Annotated in this window: 6 protein-coding genes; all 6 read right to left on the reverse strand. The window is 53.5% G+C overall.

Features of this window, described 5'->3' with window-relative positions; all coding sequences use genetic code 11:
* Positions 1-7: 7 nt before the first annotated feature.
* Positions 8-5,053, reverse strand: coding sequence for an ATP-binding protein (locus KTE_RS08265; protein ID WP_201380144.1), 5,046 nt, complete (start codon positions 5,051-5,053; stop codon positions 8-10).
* A 3-nt stretch (positions 5,054-5,056) separates the two neighbouring features.
* A complete protein-coding gene (locus tag KTE_RS08270) occupies positions 5,057-6,754 on the reverse strand; it encodes a hypothetical protein (protein ID WP_201380145.1) in 1,698 nt (565 codons plus the stop codon).
* Positions 6,755-6,770: 16 nt separating this feature from the next.
* Positions 6,771-10,697: an NERD domain-containing protein gene (locus KTE_RS08275; RefSeq protein ID WP_201380147.1), complete on the reverse strand. Its 3,927-nt coding sequence runs from the start codon at positions 10,695-10,697 to the stop codon at positions 6,771-6,773.
* 373 nt (positions 10,698-11,070) lie between these two features.
* Positions 11,071-13,116, reverse strand: a complete 2,046-nt coding sequence (gene brxL, locus KTE_RS08280) for a BREX system Lon protease-like protein BrxL (protein WP_201380149.1) — start codon at positions 13,114-13,116, stop codon at positions 11,071-11,073.
* A 3-nt stretch (positions 13,117-13,119) separates the two neighbouring features.
* Complete coding sequence (gene pglZ / locus KTE_RS08285) at positions 13,120-15,444, reverse strand: BREX-1 system phosphatase PglZ type B (protein WP_201380151.1); 2,325 nt, start codon at positions 15,442-15,444, stop codon at positions 13,120-13,122.
* 31 nt (positions 15,445-15,475) lie between these two features.
* Positions 15,476-18,664, reverse strand: a complete 3,189-nt coding sequence (locus tag KTE_RS08290) for a DNA methyltransferase (protein WP_201380153.1) — start codon at positions 18,662-18,664, stop codon at positions 15,476-15,478.
* Positions 18,665-18,667: the final 3 nt, after the last annotated feature.

The following is an 18,667-nucleotide window of genomic DNA, read 5'->3' on the forward strand; positions in this document are numbered from 1 at the left end:
GACTCTTTCATTCTTCCAGCGGATACATTTTCACCACCGAGCCATACATCATCTCAGGCGTTTGTACATAGGCGGAGCCGATGGGGAGCTGCTCGATGCGTTCCGAGAGATCTTGCCCCTGACGTCCTCGAATAAAGCCGGAGACTTTGCGCGATTCAGGAAAGTTCATGCGAAACAGCATTTTTGTGCCCGCGTTGCCCAGCACATCAGGGTGAAAATCTCCGATGCCCTGGCTCGCGACGATGACAGAGATACCAAACTTGCGCCCTTCTTTCATCAGTTTGGGCAAGGTGATATCTCTGGCCAGGCGGTGCGCTTCATCCAGTACAATTGCCAGGCGCAGCTTTTTCGCCACACCCCAGCGGAACATATCCTTATAGATTTTGCGCAAGACAAACGCGCCAGCGGCCATTTGCAACGATTCCGCGAACAGATTGTGCAGGTCGATGACCAGACCACCGCGCACCAGGGCCAGAAGATCGCTCGCCTGCTCACCTGGGCGGAAAAGGTCCATCTCTAACAAAGGCCGACAACGCGCCACCACGTTTGCTACATGGCGCGACTGCTCATTCTGCTCAATCCGTTTGAGCACATCCTTGAGGGTGGGATATTCTAAGCTCGATGGGTCAGCCTCGCTCCCAAAGCCGCACGCTTTATAGGCGTTGCGAATAGCAGTATAGACCACATCCTTTTGCATCTCGCCCAGGCTAGCTACATAGGCAAAAATCTCGGACACAGTTAAAGCGTTGGCTTCCCAACCACCTTGACCAACCTCGCTGGTACACTCGAATGGCGAAAAGGGCAGCCCTCTGGCCGCGTCCAGGACATGCGGATGCACAGCTTTCACAAATGGGCCATCCTCTTCGGCAAACTGCCCATGGAAGTCTAGAACCAGGGCGGGCACATTCTGGCGTCCTAGCTCAGATAAGAGGCGCGTCACTGCCCACGATTTTCCCTGACCGGGGATGCCCAGAATAAAGAGATGCGGACTGCCCTTCACGCCAGGATTCCAGTCTACCCGCTCTCCCAGCGCATCACCAAGAGGAATCACCACCTCATCACTCTGTTCCTCCACCAGCGCTGGCACATCTCTCGCAGGAGTGACATCAGCGCCAGGCCCTGTGATAAGTGCAACCTGTGGGATCGGTCTGAGCATGGTTCGATCCATCTCATCCTCTAGTTCGACAGAATCGTCCTGAGTCACATCCGGCGCTACCTGTTCTTCAACGGGAATATTTTCGGTCCAGAGCGTGCCACTGCTCGCTTGCGCAAGAGGCGGGAAAAATTCCGGGTCGTTCTCAAAATCTCTGGCAGTCAGGATCACGACTTTCGCGTTGTCCAGTAGCAGTGGTTTGCGCTGCTCGCTCTCCAGGCTTACAATATACCCTTCGTAGCTGGCCCTGAACTCCAGGCCTGTCTTCTCCAGGCGTGTCACATGCTCCAGGAACGAGGCCGCCGCTTCGGGATCAAAAAGCCCATAGCGCCGGGAACGCTCAAAGTAGAAGCGCAACACATTCGCCAGGTAGGAGCGTTGGAGTGCGCCATCAACCCGGTTCTCGCTAAAGAAGCGCTCTTTCATGGCTCGCGCGGACCCCTCCATTTGCAAGACCATATCCTGCGCCAAGCCCTCAAGGGGGACGCTGCCGCGCCGCCATTTGACCTCGATAAAAGTCGCGTCCACAATGTTGCGTTTCAGCGAGATAAGAACCAGGTCGCAGCGCCTCTCGCCGCGTGCCGAGCGGCCATTCCCCTCTTGTGAGAACATTTGTGGGTAGATATCTACGGGAACCAGAACAGCCTGGCGCAACCTTTTGTTCTTCTCTAGCCAGGCCGTCACCACGCCCAGACCGACTGCGGCAGCTCTGCCGGTTGACGATTCCAGCGCCTCCAGGGCCAGACGGCCAGAGATCATTTTTAAGTGATGCAGGAGACGGCTGACACTCTGCTCAATGCTCGCGAAGCCTAGCTCGTTCATTGCCTGGTGGAGCAAGGAGCCGATCTCTTTATGCCAGGAGGTTGTAACCATCATGCGATGCCCCAGCCCCTCGGTAAATTCGGGCGAATAATCCAGGACGTATTTGCGCGCCAGATCGTTCAGGCCCGGTTCATTGGGCGAATCGTAGTAATCAAGGGTAAAGAAGCGATCCAGCGTGACCACCCAGTTTGTGTTTCTATGTAAGCGTTCAAGTAGATCACGCCGTTTCTGCTCCAGGCGCACCTCCAGGACGGGGCGACTCTCAACGCCGCCACCGAGCAGCAATCCACCAGCTTTGAGCAAGGAGGTATGCAGATCAATCAGGGTCTCGCTATACCTGGGGCCAGCGGGATGCGGCTCAGGCTTTCTGATGCCCTCTGTCACAACCCGATGCCGCCAGAGCAGCCCCTGGCTATCGGCGGTGAATTGGGAGATAAAGCGATTGACCAGCCCATAGAGCGAGAAACTACTCGTATCGCTGCTGGCGCTTTCCGTAGTCGGGGAAGAGGTGACAATCGCAGGCCGCGTCAGATCTGTCACCACCGCCATATGTGCCTCAGGTGGACCTGAGTACTCCAACTGACTCAGCGGACGTGCAGCAACCGTCAGCGCTGGCAGGAAGTGATCGGAGCTGCGGTTATATTGCTGATCACTCTGCCGCTGGCGCACTTTCTCCAAAGCCTGGAAGGTGCTCTTCTGCCCATCTTCCGCATAGGAGACAATCTGGAACTGAGGCGGCTCAGAGATCTGCTCAGCTTCCTCAGTAGACGTTTTGCTTGTGAGCATCTTCTGGAGAGCCTCAGCAAAGAAATCGCCGCGATCAGGATTGATCAAGGTCGTGACCAGGGTTTTTACATAGGGATGGAGCTGGTGAAATTTGGCGAGATGTTCCGCCAGTTGATCTGGCTGAATATCCCCAACGCCCACCTGGTCAATGCCTGTATCCAGAATGAGAGCGATATCACTATAACGGCGGTGGGGATCAGGTACGCCTGCCGGAAGGGCTACGCCGTGGAAGAAACGCAGGTTCTGGAAGAAAGCAAAGGTCTCTATGGAGGCTGCGTGATAGGCAAAGGCAGGGACATTCGTTGGCACAAGCTGACGCAGAGCGCGTAAATCCAGATTGCGCTTGCGCTCGCGCATCGAGTAGCTGAGCAACTGCTGTTCCCAGACACGGAGCAACTGGGTATAACTTGCATACCAGGCGGCACGCAACGGGTGAGTGGGCAAAGTCACCAGCGCCTCTTCGGCCTGGCTGCTGCCTCGTGCATTTCTGATCAACAGCGTATCGATAGAGAGCGCCTGGCGCAGCTCAGTTGACCCACCGCGAGCTACCAGCTCGTCGATCAGCTCGTGATAGGCTTGTGCGTAGCGCAGGGCGGCAGCAGCCAGTTCTGGGGTCCACTCGGCCACCTCAATGACCGCGCGTCCCTCTGCTTGTTTCAGGCGTTTAAAAAACGCTTCACGCGCCCGCCAGAAGGCCGACCAGGCTTCGCCTTCGCCAGCGAGCAGCGGATAGGGAGCAAAACGCTGCTCATCTACCGGGCGAACTTCATCGACATCCAGCAGAAAACAGCCACCGTCGCGTGGCCGCTCAAGTACACGCTTTTCCAAGGCTAGCAGCGAGTTGCTGAGGCCAACAGTGAGAATATGGGTTTTGGTGCGCTCATTTAAGCGCAGGCGAAAATAGGCCAGATCCTTTGCCAGCCATTGTGGCTCTTCCTCCTCGCCAAAGGCATCCGCGCGCATCTCAACGGCAACTTCAAGACGCCCAAAAGCGAGCGTGGGGACGGTGCGCAACTGATTTCTGATAGTGTTAGTAGGGCCGACTTCTGCATCTTTAACCAGGAAAAATTCCTGGCTAGTTGCGACAAAAACTTCTTCTGTCTCCGGGTCGAGAATCTCGCTGCCATCGGCACTAAGGGGCATGATGCGAACACAGACCGCGTAATCGGGCGGCTCTTCGAAATCCATACCTAGTTTAATAGTAACCGTGCGGCGGCTCCCGATGACGCTGCGTTCATCCAGGCTCTCTTCAAAGCCATGCTCGCTATCGGCTGGCACAATACCAACCCGCCAGCGGCTCACATCCTTGGGCAAGGCTGGCTCGGTCTTCCAGCGCACCGTTAGCGTCTCTTTTGCGCCATAACGAGCCAACAGGCTGCCATTGATACCATCGGGCTGATGTAAATGACAATAACGCTCGACCTCGCCTTTGGTATTCACAAAAGGGGCGATGGTGACAGAGCGCATATCGCTGGGGTCGGTTTGGGGAAATTTCCAGTGCTCAAAGGTCCGCGTGGGCTCGCTCGCTAAGGCGCGGGACCAACCGCGTACATCGCTCATGGCGCGCCCGTGGAAGAACTGGCCCAGTTGAGCTGCTGTGGGAGCATCCACCTTGATGCTTTGAATACGTTCTCGTGTCGTCGCCCCCATTTTGATGGGCTGAGAGAGACCTACCACACAGTCACGATTATTTGCCAGGCGGGCGACAAAATCTTCTCCACCATCAGCAATCAGTCCAACCCGCCAGAGTTCCAGGCCGAGCGAGGCTGTATCCTCTGCCTGCGTTCTCTCGAAGAGCGCCAGCACAAACTCCAGGCGTTGTTGCTCACTGATCCCGGCGAAACCGCGCAATTTGGCAAAGACGGCGCGCACAATTGCCGCTAACTCAGAGGAAAAGTTCGCCCGCACTTGCTTTAAGATCAGCTTTTGTAGGTCGCGTCCATCGGTAAGGGCGAATGAATTGGCGATAGAGCTATAGGCCGCGTCCACCAGGTCAGAGGGCACAAACAGGCAGAGGCGTCCCTGTTTACGGTTGCGCAACTCAATGGCTTTATCAGGCAAAATAAACAGTGGGTCAGCCTTTGCCTGTGCTGCATTGGGAGCGAGAATATGAAAGGTCACATCGGGCGCTAATTGTTGATGTTGAATATAGGCGCAGACCCCCAGGGAGGCCGCGTGATCCAGATAATCGACCCTGGCGCAGTGTCCAATTTCGGTCTCTTTTAAGTGAGCGACGATCTCACGCGCCAGCAACTCTACGCGACGCGTCTCTATATGCAATGTATCCACCATCGTTTATGCCCTCACTCCCTTCAACTCCTGACCTGCATACGGGGGATGCAGGCGCTGGACCGTAAAATCGTCGGATAGGTCGCGGAAAATGCCCATCTGGCGCAAGCGGCGCAGCATGGCTCGCAAATTATCGCGGGCCGCCGCCGTATACTCCGCGCCCTCAAAGGGAGCAGGCGGGCGATCCACCAGAATACCAAAGCGCTCCTCTAGAAACTGCAAAAACTCCTGCAAACGAATAGGTTGCACGCTTTCACCATTCTCCTGCTTCGTTGGCTTGCCCAGGCGAACCGCCGCCAACTGCACCAGCGCCGCCAGCACATCATTCGTCGGAGCATAGCGCCAGGATTTGCGGTTGGTCGGCGCACCCCGCAAGATCCCCTGCGGTTTTTTCAGCCCGCCAGCGCTCCAGTACCATTGAATAATATTTTTTACAGCATTTCCTCTTTGAGCCTCAACCAATAAAGTTATAGCTCGTTCAACCTCATCTTCAGCAGTGTCAATCATTGCATCTAACCAGCTCAGTGCCTCCGGGTCGTCCTCTTCACCTTCCTGCGTATTCAACTGGCGAATCTCATCTTCCTCGCTACTTGCCAGAGCAGCAATATCTCTTCTTATTTCCGGGTCATGCCGTAACAGGAGTAACCCTTGTAAGTACTCAGCACCAGTCAGTGTTGGTGATAGCACTTTCTCAAGCGCGGCCTTCTTGCGCGGATTGCGTTTGAGTTTCTCTACATAGACATTGAGTTGGCGCAGCAAGAGATTGGACTCTAAAAACTGCTGATAGGTTTCGATATCTCGGCGCACACAGGCTTTCGCCATCTCCTGGCTATACCCACTAGCAGCTTCGGTAAAATCCAGATACAGTTGCGGTGGCGAGATTTTCCTATCCTCGTCCATAGCGGCAGGCAGCTTCGCTGGATTTTGTACCAGTTCATTCACCGAGTGAACGAGCTTCAGCGTATAATTGAACAATTCAAAATTTATCAGGATGAGCAGGTGATGGGTGAAAGCCTGGATGGGCATCGTCTGGTGATATTCAAAGAGATATCGTAAAAGATCGGTAGCAAATTCCTTCGCCAGCCTGGGACAGGGACCAGAAACATTCTTTTCTCGCTCTCTGCCTGGCCTGGTATTTTCAAACCCATCAAGAAAAGCAATGGAGAGGCGGGTAAGCGTATCCAATTTGGTCTCTCCATCATATTTACCACCTAATTCTGGAAGAGGGTTAATTACTACTCCACGCCCAAAAACCATCTTTACAAAATTCCGTAAATTGTTATCACCTAATTGTTCACGTAATTGCTGATAAATGAAGGTATCAACACCTCGTATAAGACTACTAGTAGTAGGAAAACCTGGCTTGTGAGCAAGAAGCGTATAGGGAATGATCGAGGTGATTTGCTCATCCTTTCCAGAACGACCAACGCCACCAGTAGTAATTAAAGCAGTCCTGACAAAACGTTCCAGCACCTTTCTTCCTTCGGGATCATTAAAACCCTCCAGGGATTCATGCTGAATCAGGTTATCAATAAACTTTGCAATGTTCTTGGGGTTGTTCGCGTGCTTCTTGCCTCGACCTTCAGAGAGAATCGCAAAAAAGAGAGAAGGCAACAGCAGATCAATATCAAAACCGTTTAACTCGATAGTACAAACACGCGGGAACTTTACCCCGACGATACTTTTCGGTAGTTTAAGCTTCATGAAATAGCCTTCCCCTCTATGACAGGCGTGTACGGATGATTTTATGGTCGCGCTGCGTTATCAGATGCATGCGCTGCTGATTTTCGATCAGCACCAGATTGCGCGTCTCATGTAAGAGCAGAACATCTTTGAAGAGGCGCAGATCTTCCAGCAGCGGACGGAACTCTGGCGAGGTGGGCTGCAAGCCGTCGGCCATTCTCAAGAGGAGCTCGAAAAGATCTACCGTGATCTCCAGGCGCGGCGTGCCTGAACGATGCTGGAAGAGTACGATCTCAGGCAGGCACTCGATCATATCGGTGTTATGAGGTTCTTCCACCAGCAATTCAAACTCTGTCAGGGGAAGCTGTTTGAGAATGACCAGTTGCTGCTCCTCTGAGGCGCTGACCTTGACGCTGAGCATCCCCTCTGGCACATCCTCGACAATCCCATCGGAGCGCAGAATACCCAGGGCCAGCTCTTCTTTGAGAGTCTTTCCCTCCTCTTCCTCCAAACGCTCGTCAAGCAGGCGCATAAAGTCCCTGGAATAGCGATAGGGCAAGAGATTCAGCCAGCGTACTTTCGGGAGCAGAACTCCATCTGGCGCGGCAGCTTTGCCAGCCTCAAAATAGGCTCGTCGTTTAAAGGCAGCCAGCCATGCGGCTTCATCTGGGAAACGCTGTGGTTCCAGATCTTTTTTGTCACGGAAGAGCAGACGACGTTGCTCGGCATCCTGGAGGCCCTGGTGAAAGTGCAGGAAACGATCCAGGTGGGGATGCGAGAAACGCGCCGGGTCCAACGGAGCCAGATCCATCAACGCCTCGTCGCTCTCTTCAAGCGGGGCAAAGGCGGATTGCCAGTAGGAAAGCTGTACCAATGAGGCTCCGGCATCACTGCCACGAACGGCCTCGTGAACCTGCTCACAACTCTTATTGCCAGTAATGAGATAGGCCAGAGCTGAGCGTAGATCGCGCATGGTCGTATGGCGTTGGCGACGCAGGTGGGAAAGCAAGAAGAGATATTCGAGGCGCTGGGCAACTCTCGGCAAGCGGAGAGAGGCGGCATTGTTGCGCAAGGGGCAGACGGCCTGAGCAACACACTGCTCGCAGATTTCCCAGCGTTCCGGCGCGACCAGGCGCTGCAAGACCTTGCGAAAGACCGATTTCTCTTCCGCTTCTGGCAAGCCTACAAAAGCGCGCTTTTTCAGATCGACCACCCAGACATCCAAGTTCTTAACCTCGCTCGCCTCTTGAGCCTTTTCCAACTGCCTTGCGAGCCAGGGAAACTGCTCCGCGTGCCGCTGGAAATAATCTACCAGGCGGCCATCGTTAATCGCGACCAGGACCGTCAAAGGCGCGGCAGGTTGCGCGCGCCCTTCCAGGCCGCTCAGTTTCTCGGTCAATTGTTGGTCCGCGTTCAGCAGGCCATGTGCCTCAGAGGCATCATAGCAGCTTCGATAACGATGCCCGTCCAGCTCCCACTCCCAACCACTGGGATCTTGTTTGATCGGCCTGGCTTGCCGCTGCTCCAACTCCTGCTGGATCTTCTCCAGAAAAGCTGTTTTCCCATCGCCTGGATTGCCACACAAGAAGACCACTTTGGGCTTGTGAGCAAAAAGCTTAGGAAGCAAACGCCCATCCAGGGCCGTCGGAACATACGTCTCCCTGACAAAATCAGAATCCAGCCCTCGGTTATTCTTATTCCCGATCTCGCTATTGCGGTAGAGACTGCGGATCTCGTTGACCCAGGCATTGTTCAACTCTTGCAGCGTGGGTAGCGGTATCGGTTCGTCAATGGCAAGGAATGCGGTTTGTAGCTCCTGGCGCGTCTGTTCAATGGAGACAGGGCGTTCGGCGGGGTCGGCTGAGACGGTCTTTAGCAATACAGCCGCGATCCTCCTGGTCCTTGGCTCGCTTATCTGCTCTAATGAGATAGGGTGCCGTTCAGTTCCCAGCTGGGTGAAGGGGAGATACCCGAAGAGCGCCTTAAAGAGCACCATCCCCACCGCGTAACGATCACACGAGGCAGGGAAAGCGGCGGCGGCGGAGGTTGCCAGCGTCTCAGGGGGCAGATAAAGCGGGGTACCCGCCAGTTTCGTCCGCGTTCCCTCGCGCACAGCAAAGCCAAAATCAATCAGCACAGGATGGTTCTCTGCATCGTGCAGGATAATATTGGCGGGCTTAATATCCCGGTGCAGCAATTGCTTCTGCTCAAGCACCTCGACGGCGTTGAGCAGGTCTTGTGCAAAGGACCACCAGCGGTCCAGAGGCCAGGGAAACTCATTCTCTACCTGCTGTAAAGTAGGGCCGGGGATATACTCCATTTTTATATGGACATCATTTTGCGCCGGGTAAATATCAAAGATGCGCGGCAGATATTTGCTCTGAATATTGCGCATGAGAGCAAATTCGGCAGCAGCCTGCTCTAAGACATGCAGTGGGCTCATATATTGCTTCAGCGCAAACCAGCCAAGCGATTCAAACTCCGTATCAGTCGCTAAATAGGTGCAGGCAGTGGTCCCGCGCCCAAGCAAACGCTGAACTTTATAGCGTTTATCGAGGATCTTGCCTGTCACATTGTCTCCCTGAACTTCAACGCGCATGCGACGAGCCAGCTCGGTCAAACGCGCTGCCATTTCTTTTGCCGTCAGGGGTGGGACGCCTTTTTCGGGTGTCAGCACCTGCTTGAAAAGCGTGCTGAGTTCTTCTGCCAGGTCAGCAGAGAGAAACGTCGTCCAACGCGGCTGTTGCGGAAAGACGATATCACTTTCGACGTTGGCACGAATGTTGGGGAGCGAGACGCCTGTGAGCCTTTCCAGAAAAACCAGGCCCAGGCTAAAGGTATCGGTGGTCGTCGTGGCATAGCCATAGCCCAGTGCTAGATCGAGCGCGGCATAGGGATCTTCAATAGCCAGCGCATCAAGGGCGGGAGCAATCGAGTTTTCGTCAACCCGCGCGGCATAAAAATTGGTAAAGACTACTTTAAATGAAGGCTGAATACAGATTGAACCTGGTCCAATCGCCCGGTGCAAGACGCCATGAGCGTGAATCTGATCGAGCGCACCAAAACACGCCGCTGCTAGCAACAATTCCTGAATAAACTCCTCGCTTGTCTCTGCTAGAGGCATGACGCTTAAGAATTTTCCACGCGGCGGGAGAATGGGGACGATAAGAAAATCCTCTGACCATTTGAAAGGCACATTCACTACTGGCACCAGACCTGTCCCATCGAGTTTGCGCAAGGCATTACATTCACGCATATAAAAATCATGGAGCGATTGCGCGTTTACAGGGTCGCGGGTAAGATCGTACACCATCAATTGGATGGCCTTATCCTGGCCCCCCTCGAACTTGCCATTGAAGAGGCGCACACCAGGGCGAATGGCGACAGCGTCTTCGATGAGAATGGTATTGATGCGCTGCGGAACCTGGGGACGCGGCGAAAGATCGATCAGCGCCTTCTGAATGTGTGTTCGCAACTGGCCCACCTGTGGATTGCCGCCCTGGTGATCCAGCGTTTGCAGACGTTCACAGACGTTACTGGCCAGATAGATGCCATTGGCTGCACGCGGGTCGTGGATCTGCGGCATTTTTTCTGTGATTGAGAGAAGCACACCACCACGTACAAAATGCCCGTTCTCCTTGAGTGGCATAACCTTCCAACTCAGATGGCCAGCCAGGATTTTTGCCACGAAGTCCGCCTTGGTAAGTGGGCTGGGCAGCGAGAACCCGTCGCTTTTTACCCAGAGCTGATCATTCCCGTGGATTTTACCTTTCCACGATTTTTCATCCAGTAGAAACACCCAGCGATTTCCAAGAATGATAAAATCGATTTCATGGGAACGGTCGCCATGTGGCAGGACTTTGTTGCAAATTACTACCCAATCGTTGGGGAGCTGTTTTAACACCTCGGCAGCGCGACGCTCTCCCTCCGTAGCAAATGGGCCAGCAGCTATTAATTGAGCCATGCCATCTCCTTCTCTCTTGCTTTCCGTACAAATCTTCTGCAGGGGATCTCTGTGTATGTCAACAAAAATATCTTGAAATGTGCTTATGTAGGATCATTTATTTATAGTAATGAGAATTCCTCAAAAATTTCATGCAAAACTCTCCACATTTCTTTAAACTGTACTTCAACAAAACAACAATTGGCTCCTGACGCGCATCGAGACGATTTTTGAGAACCAGTTCTGCCACATAACGTGCGCATGCCATTACAGCTCATCTATCTGTCTCGGCTGAAATCCGCAAAACGGTGTCAAATTTGCCAAATAACCTGGCGTGCCTCCATGAGAAGGGGCTTCCAGAGCGGCATCATTAGAGAACTCGGCAGATGTTTTCTTACTCCAGAAGCGCCTTCAAAAGCGCCTCCCTGGCATCCGCATAGAAAAGAACACTGATCTTCATAGCCATCTCATCTGATAAGTCGTTCAGTTGCCTTCTGGCTGAGATTGGGATCAAGAGCGTGGTAGCACCTTTTTCGATAGCCAGTTCAGCAACGTTGACCGCGTTATAGACAGGATCAAGTCCGCCACCGAGATTGAGACCACCAACCGCGATCAGTCCGCCTTTTAGGCTCTTGTTCAGAAGAACGCTACAGAATGCCAGTAGTGCTGGTAGGCCTAATTGTGCGCCACTCTTCGCTGCATCGAACGCACGCAGTTGCACAATGAATTCGTGTTGGCGAGGATCGCGATCTCCTACCAGATCCCTTGCTCGCGTGAGCAGGTTTTGTTCACCGTACTTGATGCTCTCTCTGAAAGGCCCAGGGACGGGTACGTTGATAATCTTTACACCGGAGCCAGGCCCTTCATTGACATCGATACGGTAGAGGCCAGCACCTTCATCCTGCCCACCGGGGCTAATGGCCCAGACCTGGCCAGGAGGCAAGGGGTCCGTACCAATCGAGTTATCACTCTGCAATTCGGGAGTGACAACGAAACGTTCAACACCATCGTTACCCATTTGATAGCTAAAATGGGTATTCCTAAACTCAGCACTACCAATGCGCTTTTGTTGCTCTTTTACACGCCTCCGACATTCCATGGCTAAGCGAACAGCCCATTCCAGATCCTCGTCGCTAATTAACTGCTCCCGGTTTGGATAGAGTAGCTTCAGCAGGCCGTTTACGGTCCGATTGACTGCTGTTGTATCGCGACCACTCAAAGCACCTCCATAATTGACGCGACCTTGAATGGCAGAGAGACGATTATCGCCCCGAAGTTGTGCCCAGGCTTCAGAAAGAAAGTCGCTGACGAGACCGAAATGGATGGTAAAGAGTGATGAGTCCAGTTTGGGAACATCCCAGCCTGGAACATAAGCATGGAGGCGGTCCATAAAGGCGGTATCGTTGCGCATTTCTGGCGGCATTGGGCCAAGTAGATGACCAACCCGCTGCTGATGTTCAACGTCAACATCAAAATTCCCGACCATCACAATACTGCCGCTCGCCCGAATACTCTCTCGACCTCGGCTGAACTCACCTGACTCCATATAGCCCTTCATGATATTGATGCCGTCCTTCTGATCGAAGGAGACACCCGATACTTCATCAAAGCACACAACATCATACTGGCAAACCAGGCCACGCTGGCCATTGCTATTGTTAACAAACATACGAGCAACGGTCGCTTTACCACCTGAGACCAGGTGCGAGTAGGGAGAGACTTGCTGGAAAAGATGCGACTTACCAGTCCCACGCGGCCCCAGTTCGACGATATTATAGTTCCGCTCGACGAAAGGTACCATGCGTAACAGCAAGACGTCTTGCGCTCGCGCGGATAAACGCCCCGGCTCAAATCCCACACTGCGCAGCAGGAACTGCTTCCACTCATAGGTCGTAAAATGTTCTCTCCCTTGCGCCAACTGGGTAAGCAGGTCACGCTTAGAAAGCTGAATGGGACGCAGTGAAGTGATGCCAAATGGGCGTCCCGCTTTCTCCTGGGCAATTATTGCATCGTACTCAAGCTGAATTTCGGCGTAGAACCCTCCTGTGAGCATGCGCTCATTTGAGGCAACCATCTCTGGATCAACGCGAACATCATTGAGACGCAGACTTGGCAAAGTAATCAGATAGGAGTCAGTCGCAGCATCCAGGCGCGCAGTGACCAGATCGATCAGTTTGACCGATCCCTGTTCTCGGGCGCGAGACTTGAAGAGTTCTTCTTCTCCTGGGCGTATCGTCCGCTCCCGCATTTGCCGCTCAACAACGGCCAGGCCTTCAGCAATTTCTGCATCGTCTGTGCTAGCACAATATCTTCCTAGAAGGAACTCACCCACATAAGTTGGCACGGGGTATTGCCCTTTAAAACGCTGCGCCAGATCTTTACGCACGATATAGCCATCGAACGCTGTGGCTGCTAGCTGATCAAGTGCATCGAGTTCCACTGTTTAGTCTCCTACTATGGTCGAAATCTGTTTACTTACTGTGCCGTCGCTATTGAGTACAACGATCAGGACAGGTTCTCCCATGCGATCATCATCCTCTACCAGCAACGACACGCTGCCATCTGCGCCTGGGACGGTAAGCGAGCCAATCAACGAGGTGGTGGTGTCACCAGCTTTTGTACGCATATCGACTTTCATCCCGGGAGTGAGGCCCGTTACATGCATTTTACAACGCAAACCCTTCCAGGTCACGTTTTCAATCGTCACAGGCTGGGAGTGTGCGCCTTTTGGTTGCGAGACCGTAATCACTGGCACAAAGCACTCCTGGGGGCTTACACCACCATGTTCGTATTCTTTCCCAGCCTCATAGCAGCGGATATTTGGAGCCAGTGCAATTCGTATATCGCTATTCCAGTGCCAGGGCACTGTTTCCTGATTACTGTTCGCTGTTTCTTTGAGCTGGGCACAGCGTCCCTTGCGCACATGCGTCAGATGCTCTGGTAACTCGGCTTTGGGCAGGGTGCCTGGCAGCAGCAGCCAGCCGTGATCTGTGACCACCACGACTCGTTTCCAACCCCAATCGAGCAAGGCTGCAATCCGCCTCTCCAGGGCAGTCACCTCTCCTTTGAGGTGATGAGCGAGCCGCCACTCGTTTTGATGACCGTGGCTATCAATGTTGCCCATTTCAGTCCAGGCCCGTCCCGCAGGATCGCCTAAATCGCCTTCGCCTCTTAGCACCTGATAACCAGTCTGCTCTAATAAACGGCGCAAGACATCGACGGTCACTTTGGTACCACTGCTCGCGACCACTGGAGCCAGGCCCGCGCTGATATTGCCGGTCAGCAGGTGCGCAACGGGCGAGATGGCGGGCTTGGCTGTAGAAGTGATGCCCGGCAGGGGCACAAGATGAGAGCCAACAGTACAGGTCAACGACTGCGCTGTGAGTCCCGCAACGAGCCGCTGGCCGACATCATAGCGCAGCCCATCGCTAAACAACATACAGGTACCGGCCTCTGGCTCAGGCAGCGATGCCACAGGATAGGTCTGGCCCAGAGGGCCAGCATACACAGCTTTTTGCAAGACTGTGGCCGCATTTTCCAGCCAGGGCCGATAGACGGCGGTGATTACCGATTTGACTGCCGCCGCATCTTCAGTGTGTTCAACTGAGGCCAATGCGTCAATCACCGCCTCATCCACTTTCCAACCCCATTCAGTATAAGCCGCGCGAATTTCAGCCACGGTTGTACCGCCAAAGGCACGCTCTGTCTCCCGCGCCAGCACCATAAGATAGCGTAGCGCGTTCACCAGAGAAGAACGGCCTAATGCGCTCCAGACCCACATGCGGCGCGGGGCGTGCTCCTTTTCGAGATCAAGCAGTGTTGCGTGTACTTCCTGTGGCAGTCGATCACGCTGGCCCAGAAGCTTCTCGCGCAAATTCTGCTCGGCCTCTTCGTTATCCTGTGGCCAGGACTCTCTACTGCTAAAGAGTGTCAACTGCTTAGGGCGAGCGCGCCGCAACAGATCTGGCAGGTTGGGATAGGCATGTGGCGCTTCACTAAATCGCTTCCACACAATGTCCCAGGCACCCTGGTGCTCTCCCAAAAGCCCGGCTGCGCTAACGGCCCCATCTTTGGCCGGATGAAAACCATATTTGTGCGCGCAGAGATCGCAAAAGGAGGCCCATTCAGCCTCACTACAACGCGTGGGATAGCCTGCGGGATCATTCAACCAGAGTAACAGATTGCGCGCTTCGTCCGGGTTCAGGAGCGCATCGAAAAATGCGGCCCGCAGGGGTGCATCTTTCTGCAAACGAGCGATGGATTCGCCAGCGAACTTCAGCAGGGCACGCCGTAAAGCTGTTCTGGTGGCAGCATCTCCGGCGATTTCAACGCCCAGAGAGGACAGAAACGTAGTGATGGTCCAGTCGCGACCACTCTTCTGCTGCGTCCACGCTACGCCGCGATACTGTAGCTCAGCCAACGGTTGCAGTTCCTTTGGCGTCTCTTCGCTGGCCCGTAGCTCTTGCCGACTAATGCTAGGCAGGTAAATAATCGGCGTTCCCTCTAGTAGTGGAAACTGATATTCAGGCAAAGTACGTGCAATGACACAGCGTAGCCAGTATGCAGGGCCAGTCCAGAGAGCCGGATCATATGCACCGAACGTCAAAAGTGGAAGATGGACACGCAGTAATGGCAACAATGGTTCCCACTGGCGCTCTTTGTCAGTCCACAAGACGGCCACAGGAGGCTCCTGATCGTTTTTGTTATAGTTACCAGCACGTTTGATGGCATCAACCAGAGTATCGAGAAATGTTATCTGCTCACTCATACATCTGTCCTTGCATAGTTACGACATATCCTCAATCTGCAATCCACTGAATCGTTGCTACGCGAGCAGCATGCTTCTCAGCCAGGGTTTTGTGTAGATCATTCAAACGTTCACTCCCATCAGGATTGGTACCGCGATCTTTATTCCAATGAATCGTGAAACGACTACGCAACACACCTGCCTCTACAAAGGGGCGGATATTGAGGCGCACGCCATCATCGAGATCAGGGTTCCAGCCAATCGGTTGTTCATCGAGAGGCTTCCAACGCACATAGATATCATATGGCTTTTCGCCCTTGCTGATTGCGATCAGCTTCTCTTGCAATTTGAGAGCCGCCACCAGTCGTGCCTCTGCCCCAGCTACACCCGCTTTCTGTTCATCACGTTGTGTAGCAATCCAGCTACCCAGATAGGTGTAGATCAGACGATCCAAGCCAGCTGCGTCCAGGCGATGATAGTTGATGAGAGCTGAAAAACCATCTTTACGCCCATCCCACACCTGCCAGATAAAGGGACGATTGTGAAATAGGCGGCAATGCTGCTCAAAGAAACCATCACGCAGCCACACTTCAAGGCTCTTGCCACTATACCCAGCATCAGCCAGCAAGCGCTCCTGTAGTACTGGTGTCCAAGCCTCACCATAGGCTGCAGTCAGCAGAGCACGCAACTGTTCAACCCCTGGCTCTGCTCCAGCCACAGACGGCAAGCACACGATACCCTGATTGCTGGCACAGGTATCGAGAACGTCTGTCTCCTGCTGGGGCCAGCGATAACCCAGCAAACGCGCTACTGCAACCTGCAAAGGAGCCATTGAATCTACTGGCTGCCCCTTGAAAAGCCACTGGGTCGGGTCGTTTGAATATGGTTCGGGCAAAGGGCCTGCTACGTCGGCGACTCGCTGCCAGCGTTCCAGATCGAAGGGGACTTTGACTAGTGTTGCGCTAGTAACTTTTATTGCCTGATCAATTTGCCTGACAGCTTCATTAAATTCCGATGAATGGCAGAATGCCCAGATAGCAGGAAGATGGGCGGAATCTTGTGGTAATATAGCCGCAACATTTTCAGTGAAAATGTCTCCTGAATATAGTGAAGCAGGAAGTTTCCCCATCTGGCTAATACAAATACCTTTCTTGCCCCATGCTCGCCCTCCAGCGAGAATCGCCCATCCTTTCTTTCCCAGTTCATTAAGAACACCTTGACCTTTTTGCCAATAGACTATGTGTTCCATCCCTCCCCAAGATTCCTGCTTTTTTATTGTGCTTTGAATAAATTTCCAATTGCTATCTATGTATGGAATTTCCCAAAAGCACTTTATAAATCTCGGAGAGTCTTTTGTGTTAAGGCCGTGAACTCCATAGGCAAAGCGAGCAAGCAATTCACTTTTTACTGATTGAGCCAATGAAATCCTTCCATCAGGGTTTTCTATTTGCTTCATTTGTTCAATACAGCGTAATTTCAACGTCCTAAGTTGTGAGGCCTTATCTTGAGGGAATTTTGAAGTAGACACGTCCATCCCTGTTATAACTTGTTCCTCAGTTGGAGACTGATTTGTCATTATTAACAATGCAATATTAACAATTTCGCCACTAATTGTCTCAAATGCTCCCGTCCCCAAACGGTCAATATGATTCCATGTTTGCTCTCTAATCAGTCGCAGGCGCATCTTCTTATAAGAGTTAAGAAAAAGCCAGTTTTGAGGAGTAACAATTGCGTAAGAACCACAAGGAACTGTAAATATGCGGCAACGCTCAATGAACGAAGTAGCGAGATCAGCACTTGCGTCTGGATAATGTTCGTCACAAAAGCGCTTTAATATCTCATTTTGTTTACCCCCCTGAAGGTATGGTACATTCGTCGCCACAAGCGTATACGTCTTCGCCAGCAAGCGTGCGGCTTTGCCCATGCCTTCAGCCGCAGCACCAAAGACTGCGGAGGTAGGATCATCTTTGGCGCGCTCTTTGGCTAACGCTTGCTTGAGATGCGGTTCCACCAGGGCGTAGTCGGAAGCAAACATGCGCTCTTTCACTGGCACGTTGTTAGGATCGATCAAGCTGCCCAAGTGCGGTGCATTGCGGAAGAGCTTGTACTGGCGTTCAAGCGTATAACTCAGATTTACATCATCACCAGCAAGCTGCGTCCAGGTCTCCAGTTGTCCCTCGACCGCAATACCAGAACAAGCGACATTGGGTAGCGGCAGGTCGCGATAGCCGCCCATTTTCCAGGCGGCCAGAGCCAGCGCAAAGGCCGCGATCTGGGTACAGCGCGCATCCAGTTCGAGGCCGAAAAGATTGTCGCGCAGCACCACGTCAGCGGCCTCGGCGGCACAGAGACGCTCCTCCTCCATACGCATATGGCAGAGCATCTCGAAGGCCGCGACTAGGAAGTGCCCGGAGCCACAACACGGGTCCATTACAGTGACCTCAGCCGCGCGCTCAGGCCAGCCGGGGAAAGTGCCAGCGGCAGGCGTGCCATCATCCTGGAAACGCAGGTAGTGATACTGTTGGAGCAAAGGGCTGGTGGGATGGCGTGCCGCCCACCAGGCACCAAGCGAGTTTTCCAGCAGAAACTGAACCATGTAGTGCTCAGTGAAGAGCTGGGTAACTGGCGAGATATCGTTGCCGTCACGTTTGCGTTCGCTGTTGTTCACGGCAGCCTTCTTTTTCGTCTGCCAGAATTGGTAGACCCAGCCCAGGGCATCATCGGCAAGAAAGAGCATCGGAGGGAGATTAGCCACAATTACTTCCAGTTTATGCCGTCCCTCAGGCGAGAACTGTACCTGAGCAGAGGGATCATCGACACGAAAGATACCAGGAAGCATAGCGCTGGCGTAACGGGCTGCGACTTGCCAGGCGTCGGATTCGCCCTCTTCCAGCGCCAGTTCACTACATTCTTCCAGTGTCACAGGCGCCCCCTCTGGATGCATCAGCAGACCATTCTCCGCGAGGAAACGCGCAAAGAGCCTGCAGTGCCATTGCTCATAGGCCACCTCTTCAATCAGAGGCTGTTCTCCCTTAGCAAGGTCGCCATCGCCAAGTTGGCGCGCTCTGGCGCGCAAGGAAATGCGCAGGCGTTTCTGGTCCGCGCTAAGCGATGCAAATGCGTCGCTTTCCATTACGGCGAGCGTTGCCAAAGCCGCTTTGGCTGCCTCCTCAGATGCTTCACGTGCCTTCATGATCGCGCGCTCTAAGATCGCGCGCAGATCAGTCGTAAGTGGGGTCATAGG

The sequence above is a fragment of the Ktedonobacter sp. SOSP1-85 genome, from assembly GCF_016587415.1.
GTDB lineage: Bacteria > Chloroflexota > Ktedonobacteria > Ktedonobacterales > Ktedonobacteraceae > Ktedonobacter.

What these genes read in the sequence shown, in the direction of transcription:
- KTE_RS08265 (WP_201380144.1), bottom strand. Translation starts at nt 5,053, where the DNA reads ATGGTGGATACATTGCATATAGAGACGCGTCGCGTAGAGTTGCTGGCG.
- KTE_RS08270 (WP_201380145.1), bottom strand. Translation starts at nt 6,754, where the DNA reads ATGAAGCTTAAACTACCGAAAAGTATCGTCGGGGTAAAGTTCCCGCGT.
- KTE_RS08275 (WP_201380147.1), bottom strand. Translation starts at nt 10,697, where the DNA reads ATGGCTCAATTAATAGCTGCTGGCCCATTTGCTACGGAGGGAGAGCGT.
- pglZ (WP_201380151.1), bottom strand. Translation starts at nt 15,444, where the DNA reads ATGAGTGAGCAGATAACATTTCTCGATACTCTGGTTGATGCCATCAAA.
- KTE_RS08290 (WP_201380153.1), bottom strand. Translation starts at nt 18,664, where the DNA reads ATGACCCCACTTACGACTGATCTGCGCGCGATCTTAGAGCGCGCGATC.